The following is a 5986-nucleotide window of genomic DNA, read 5'->3' as shown; positions in this document are numbered from 1 at the left end:
AATCATTGACAAAATCCTTCGTCAATGCGGATAACAAAAAACCGCTCATTCACCGTCAAACAGCGCGAGCGGCTACAGTATCGTTCAAAAGGAGGTCGGTGAAAAAAGGGGATCAGGGAAATCAGTCCCCCTGTTCGACGCTGTCGTCGCGAAACAATTCGATAAGCTGTTCCTCTGGAGAACGGCTATCCATCCTATCTTTTGCAGCTTGATGTGCCTCATCTACCATTCGTTTTACTGCCGGACGAATCCCATCGCGCAATCGCTGAAATTCTGTTAACAACGCCTCCCCGTTGTATCCCTGTTGAATCAAATCCTTGAGGATCTCTTCTGAGAAATCATCCCCACGTCGAACTGGCCGAATGACAATTTCGTCATTTCGCAACAGACATTCTACTTCATCATGAATGCCAAGCTCGCGATAATACTGTATCGGCAAGGTAATCTGGCGGCTTTTCGAGACGCTGATAACCTTGGGTTTTGCATCCAAATACTTCCCCTCCACGGTATGTCCTTTCGTCAATAGGGTTTCCATATTGTATGCCTCCTTAATCAGAATATGATTTTCCATTTACACAGAAAACAGGTTTCTTAGTAATCATGATACACTACTATGTCAAGATTAGACGATAAACCTCAAGAATGTAGCAGATCGAAAAAGGGTGGAGACGCCCCTTCGTCTCCACCCCAAGAATCCTTTCAACTCACTTCGCGAACAGCCGCATCATGTATCAACTCACTTCGTCAAATCGCGAACCTGTTCATTCACGTGATCGTCGCACAGGCCGCCGTGATAGCAGATCACCTGTGCAACATCGAGCGCTGTGAACTTTTTCAGAGACGCCAAAGCCTCCGGCATATCCGGAGTCGCTTGGGCGCTCGGCCCGAGCAGCTTCCCTTCGCGACTCACCGTAGAATCCCCCGCGATGAGCGTCTTGCTTGGAAGATGATAGAGCGCGATATGCCCCGGCGTGTGCCCCGGTGTAAACACCACCTGTACCCCACCAAAAAACGGCAGGATCTCGCCGTCCGCCACAACGTTTGTCACCTTCGCCTTTGGCGGATGGAGAAACATCGCCTCCGCCTGCTTGCGCGCGTCTTCCGGCATGCGCGCGAGCATCTGCGCCACGCGCTCGGGGGTCATCTTGATCGACGGTTTGTCCCCTTCAATGTACGGCTTATCTTCGGCGTGTGCATACACCGCCACCGACGGATCAAGCGCGCCTAGCACCGCCTCGATGCTGCCGATGTGATCGATGTCCTGATGGGTGAGAATCACCGCGTCAATGCGCTCAAAAGGAACCCCCGCCTTCTCGACCGCTGCGCGGATGGCGTGAAGTTGTCCCGGCACACCCACGTCCACCAAAACTGCGTGTTTGTCATCATAAAGAAGCGTAGGATGAATCACGCTCGCGTTTCCCGCAAATGCCATTTCAAGCTCCAACATTTCAACACCGTCTGCGATTCTCATGATTCACCCCAAAAATTTGATTTCGCCAAACCTGACGTTGACGTCAGGTGCGTGTTTGTATACTATCGTTTCTTAGGTGCTTCTTGCAACTCCACTCAAGGCCGGTGATGACCGTGACAGAACAAGAATCGGGTGAATTGACCGTAGAGGCCGTCCTTCGCCAACTTCCTGTAACCCCGCGCACACTTCGCTATTACGAAGAAGTCGGGTTGATCGCGCCCAGTTCAAGAACCAGCGGCGGGCACCGCCTCTATGACCAGGAAACGGTGGAACGCTTGCAGCAGATTCTTCGATTGAAAGAGAATTTAGGCGTTTCACTTCAAGAGATTCGCGAAATTCTCGACGCCGAGCAGGCGCTCGACGCATTGCGACAATCGTTCCATCAGAACAGGCAGGATCAAGACAGACAGTTGGAATACACCGATCGCTATATCGAGGTGCTCCGACACCTGATTGAAAAAATGGATGAAAAAATAAAAAGCGTGACTGCGATGCGCAATCGTTATCAAGAGCGTCTGCAAAAATCTCTGGATTTTCGCGAAAATGGAATTCGCAAATAAAAGAAAGTAAAGGAGAATAACCTAATGCCGCCTGACGCCACACCAAAGAACGCGAGCCCCCACTATAAGTGGATCGCTTTGTCAAACACGACGCTTGGCGTTTTAATGGCGACGATCAATCAGTCTATCCTGATCATCGCGCTCCCTGTGATTTTCAATGGACTAAAGGTCAACCCACTCGCCAGCAATCAAACCGGGCTCCTGCTCTGGGTGCTGCTCGGCTTCAATATCGCGACCACCGTACTGCTCGTGCTGTTCGGCCGACTGTCTGACATGTTTGGTCGCGTGCGCCTCTACAACATGGGATTTCTCATTTTCACCATCGGCTCCGTACTCGCGGCACTCACCTGGAGCAAAGGGACGGCGGGAGAAGTCGAGTTGATCATCTTCCGCATCATTCAAGGCATCGGCGGCGGTTTTCTCTTTGCCAACGGCGCCGCCATCCTGACGGACGCCTTTCCCGAGAACCAGCGCGGATTGGCGCTCGGACTAAACCAGGTCGCAGCCGTTGGCGGCGGGATCATCGGCCTTTTGATCGGCGGGGCGCTCGCCGCGACGGGCAACTGGCGCTTTATCTTTCTCGTAAACGTCCCCGTCGGCCTCTTTGGCACCGTGTGGGCTTACATTGCGCTCAAAGAGGTCAACAAGAAGGCGGCAAAGCAACACCTGGACATCTGGGGCAACGTCACGCTCACGCTCGGTCTTCTCGGTATCATGCTCGGCCTCACCTATGGCATCATGCCATACAACCATCACACGATGGGCTGGACCAATCCCTGGGTGCTCACAGGACTGATCGGCGGCGTGTTTGTGCTCGGCCTTTTCGTCCTCATCGAAAACATTACCGAGCAGCCGCTTTTCAATCTGAAGCTCTTTCGGATCTGGCCGTTTACCGCAGGCAACCTGAGCGGACTGCTCGCATCACTGGCGCGCGGCGGCCTTCAGTTCATGCTCATCATCTGGCTGCAGGGAATCTACCTCCCACTGCACGGCATCTCCTACGCGCGAACGCCACTGATCGCAGGACTCTACACCCTGCCGCAGATGATTGGATTTCTCGTCGCAGGCCCTGTCAGCGGAATGCTCTCCGACCGCTTTGGCGCGCGCATCTTCGCCACCTCCGGGATGGTGCTTACCGCCCTCGGTTTTTTCCTGATGGCCACACTCCCTGTGGATTTCAATCCGTGGATGTTTTTTACGTATCTTTTCATTATCGGCGCCGGCATGGGACTTTTCGCGTCACCGAACAGCGCCGCCATCATGAATTCCCTCCCGCCGCAGTATCGCGGCGTCGGATCAGGGATGCGCTCCACCTTCACGAACGCCGGCTCCATGCTCAGCATGGGACTCTTCTTTTCCGTCATGATTGCCGGACTCGCACAGAAGTTGCCGCACGCCATGCTGACGGGACTTACACGCCACGGCGTCCCACTCGCGGGAGCCGTGCAAATCTCCCATTTGCCGCCAACCGCCTCGCTCTTTGCGGCGCTGCTCGGGTATAACCCTTTGCAAAACCTGCTACAGCAATTCGGAATTCTCCAGCACATGCCAGCCAGTCAGGCGAGCGTCATCGTCGGTCAGAGGTTCTTCCCGACCTTGATCGCGCAGCCCTTCATGCACGGTCTCGTACTCGCCTTCACCGTCTCGCTCATCATGTCCCTCATCGCCGCCGTCGTCTCTCTTTTTCGCGGCAAGCGCTATATCCATCGCGAGAGCGAATCGTCCACTGAGTCCAAGTAAAAATTCTCCGCACTGCGCGGAGATTTATCTCAGACGAATAACCGACGTATGATGGTTGCGGGGTTACATCGCTGATGATCTGCACGTGTGGAGTCCTGATGACCATTTTATCTTTTGTCAGTCACAAGAGTTCTGAACGGATCCTTCATCGCACGTTGCGTGGAAAGGATGCTTAAATGCTGAAAACACCCCCAAAACCCATTATCTGCTGATTTTCGTCAGCGGAATAACGGGTTTATTTTGTTATAAATCGACGCATCTTAATCACTCACTGTAAAATGATTATCAAAGTACATTGACTGTAATAGTAATATGAAGTATGATGCTGATGTCGAGGTGACGATATGAGTGAGAATAAAATCACATCTGACCTGCTGCGAGGACACACCGATACGATGATTTTGCGACTCTTATCCGAAGCTGACCGCTACGGCTACGAAATTGTCAAACTGATCGCCGAGCGTTCAGATGGTGAGTATGAGTTGAAAGAAGCTACGATGTACTCAAGCGTCCGGCGGCTTGAGGCAGATGGTGACATCGAGTGGTATTGGGGCGATGAATCTCAGGGGGGACGGCGCAAGTACTTTCGGATAACCGAAAAAGGTAGGACTACTTACGCCAGCAACAAAAACAATTGGGAGTACGCAAAACGCGTGCTCGACATCTTATTGTAAGGGGATTTGACGTTATGCATGATAAACTGACGAACTATTTAAACGATGTATTCGCGCCCTACGATGGGATAAAAAGCGTTACCGAATTAAAGGCTGACCTTCTCTCCGATTTGCAGGAGCGCTTTCGTGAACTCAAAGCCGAAGGCAAGGATGATGATACAGCTTTTGAAATGACCCTTGACAGCATCGGCGACATTGAGCAAACGGTACAGGAGGTCGCCAACCTCTCCCACTCACTGGAGCGCCAGGTGCTGATAAACTTCAGCGCGAGCAATCTGAAAGAGAGTAACTTCGCGGGCGTTAGTTTACACAAAGGAAGGTTCAAAGCGAGCGCCTTGCGCGGAACGGACTTTGAAGGCGCCGATTTGACCGGCAGTTCATTTGAGGCCTGCGATATGCGCAAAGCCAACTTTGACGGCGCAGATCTGACAGACTGTAGTTTTTCCACCTCAGACCTAACGGAAGTGAGCTTCCGCAAATCCACACTTGAACGCACTAGAATGAGCATGTCAAGTTTGAAAGGCGCGATGTTTATCGATGTAAAACTGACCAATGCCAAATTGACCATGACTGATCTCAGAAAAACGACCTTTGAGAATTGCATCTTTCATGGCGTTGATTTCAAGTATTCCGATCTGCGAGGCATGTGCCTTGACGGGCAAACCTTCATCGGTGTCAAGTTTGATAAATCTGCACTGAACGACGTTTCGTTTCGAGGTGCGACATTAAGAAACGTATCCTTCCTTTCCGGATTTACCTGGTCCAAAAAATACTACCGTGCCATCAAAACCATCTGCTTTGACGGCGCGATGTTGGATAAGCTGACCTATGCTTCGCTTAAAGGCATAGGATGCGATTTATCAAACGTCACGGTTATCTAAGGATGCCACCTGTCCAATAGAACTCGATGAAGAACGAAAGGCAGGAACGCACCGTCTTTCGCGAAGGTTGCACATTCTCAAGGTGATCTTGATTCCCAATGCAGGTCACGATGTAATTCTCGATTGTCCGGACATCGTTTCTCGCGTAGTTTGGTCATTTCTGGAGAAATTCATACATTAATTATGTGTTCCATCCTATTGTTTGAGTGTTATGCTTATTTCGCATACGGGGCAGCTCATTCCATTATGGGCGGGGAATAAGAAAGATTTTCGTTTTTTACGACGATTCTATGACGAATATGGCAAATAGAATAATTTCAAAATACGGCACTTCGCCCCGTATTCCTACGTTACGAAAGACGCCCGAACAGATCCATCATCGCGCATTACGCGAAACGGAGGGTTACGATTGAACTTCAAGTTACACAATGACTTCCCTTCCGTCAACCCGGAGAAACTGCAAGACGTCTATGCATCCGTCGGCTGGATGAACCATAACGCAGACATCATCACGAAAGTTTTCAACGCCAGCACGCATGTCACCCTCGCGATGGACAATGATCGTGTCATCGGCTTTGGCCGGGTGGAATTGTCAAATTTAGTTTAGCCCCGAAACTCGTAATACCGGTCTATGGCTACGCCTAGGGGGCCTCCAGGTGC

The 5986-nt window shown here is 51.3% G+C and carries 7 protein-coding genes; 5 read left to right on the top strand and 2 right to left on the bottom strand.

The genetic code is table 11. From position 1 onward, the window contains the following. Window positions 1-121: 121 nt before the first annotated feature. A complete protein-coding gene (locus ATW55_RS13880) occupies window positions 122-535 on the bottom strand; it encodes an AbrB/MazE/SpoVT family DNA-binding domain-containing protein (RefSeq protein ID WP_067564781.1) in 414 nt (137 codons plus the stop codon). Window positions 536-736: 201 nt separating this feature from the next. After that, window positions 737-1471 (bottom strand): MBL fold metallo-hydrolase, encoded by a 735-nt coding sequence (locus ATW55_RS13875; RefSeq protein WP_235587144.1) that lies wholly within the window; start codon window positions 1469-1471, stop codon window positions 737-739. Between the two features lie 113 nt (window positions 1472-1584). Between ATW55_RS13875 and ATW55_RS13870 the strand changes: the two genes are divergently transcribed. From ATW55_RS13870 to ATW55_RS13850, 5 genes are all read left to right on the top strand, one after another. Further along, a complete protein-coding gene (locus ATW55_RS13870) occupies window positions 1585-2031 on the top strand; it encodes a MerR family transcriptional regulator (RefSeq protein WP_235587143.1) in 447 nt (148 codons plus the stop codon). A 24-nt stretch (window positions 2032-2055) separates the two neighbouring features. Continuing rightward, window positions 2056-3771, top strand: a complete 1716-nt coding sequence (locus ATW55_RS13865; protein ID WP_067719142.1) for an MFS transporter — start codon at window positions 2056-2058, stop codon at window positions 3769-3771. 344 nt (window positions 3772-4115) lie between these two features. Continuing rightward, complete coding sequence (locus ATW55_RS13860; RefSeq protein WP_067719138.1) at window positions 4116-4445, top strand: PadR family transcriptional regulator; 330 nt, start codon at window positions 4116-4118, stop codon at window positions 4443-4445. Between the two features lie 14 nt (window positions 4446-4459). Then, window positions 4460-5326, top strand: coding sequence for a pentapeptide repeat-containing protein (locus tag ATW55_RS13855; RefSeq protein WP_067719134.1), 867 nt, complete (start codon window positions 4460-4462; stop codon window positions 5324-5326). Window positions 5327-5735: 409 nt separating this feature from the next. Continuing rightward, window positions 5736-5933 carry a hypothetical protein gene (locus ATW55_RS13850; RefSeq protein WP_067719130.1) on the top strand — a complete coding sequence of 66 codons (198 nt, stop codon included), beginning with the start codon at window positions 5736-5738 and terminating at the stop codon, window positions 5931-5933. The last annotated feature ends 53 nt before the right edge of the window (window positions 5934-5986 follow it).

Source organism: Ferroacidibacillus organovorans (genome assembly GCF_001516615.1).
GTDB lineage: Bacteria > Bacillota > Bacilli > Alicyclobacillales > SLC66 > Ferroacidibacillus > Ferroacidibacillus ferrooxidans_B.
The sequence above is the reverse complement of the archived record's forward strand: the minus strand, read 5'-3'. Positions and strand labels throughout refer to the sequence as shown.

Excerpts from the sequence above, each read along its gene's own strand:
- ATW55_RS13855 (WP_067719134.1), top strand. The coding sequence starts at position 4,460 with ATGCATGATAAACTGACGAACTATTTAAACGATGTATTCGCGCCCTAC.
- ATW55_RS13875 (WP_235587144.1), bottom strand. The coding sequence starts at position 1,471 with ATGAGAATCGCAGACGGTGTTGAAATGTTGGAGCTTGAAATGGCATTT.
- ATW55_RS13865 (WP_067719142.1), top strand. The coding sequence starts at position 2,056 with ATGCCGCCTGACGCCACACCAAAGAACGCGAGCCCCCACTATAAGTGG.
- ATW55_RS13860 (WP_067719138.1), top strand. The coding sequence starts at position 4,116 with ATGAGTGAGAATAAAATCACATCTGACCTGCTGCGAGGACACACCGAT.
- ATW55_RS13880 (WP_067564781.1), bottom strand. The coding sequence starts at position 535 with ATGGAAACCCTATTGACGAAAGGACATACCGTGGAGGGGAAGTATTTG.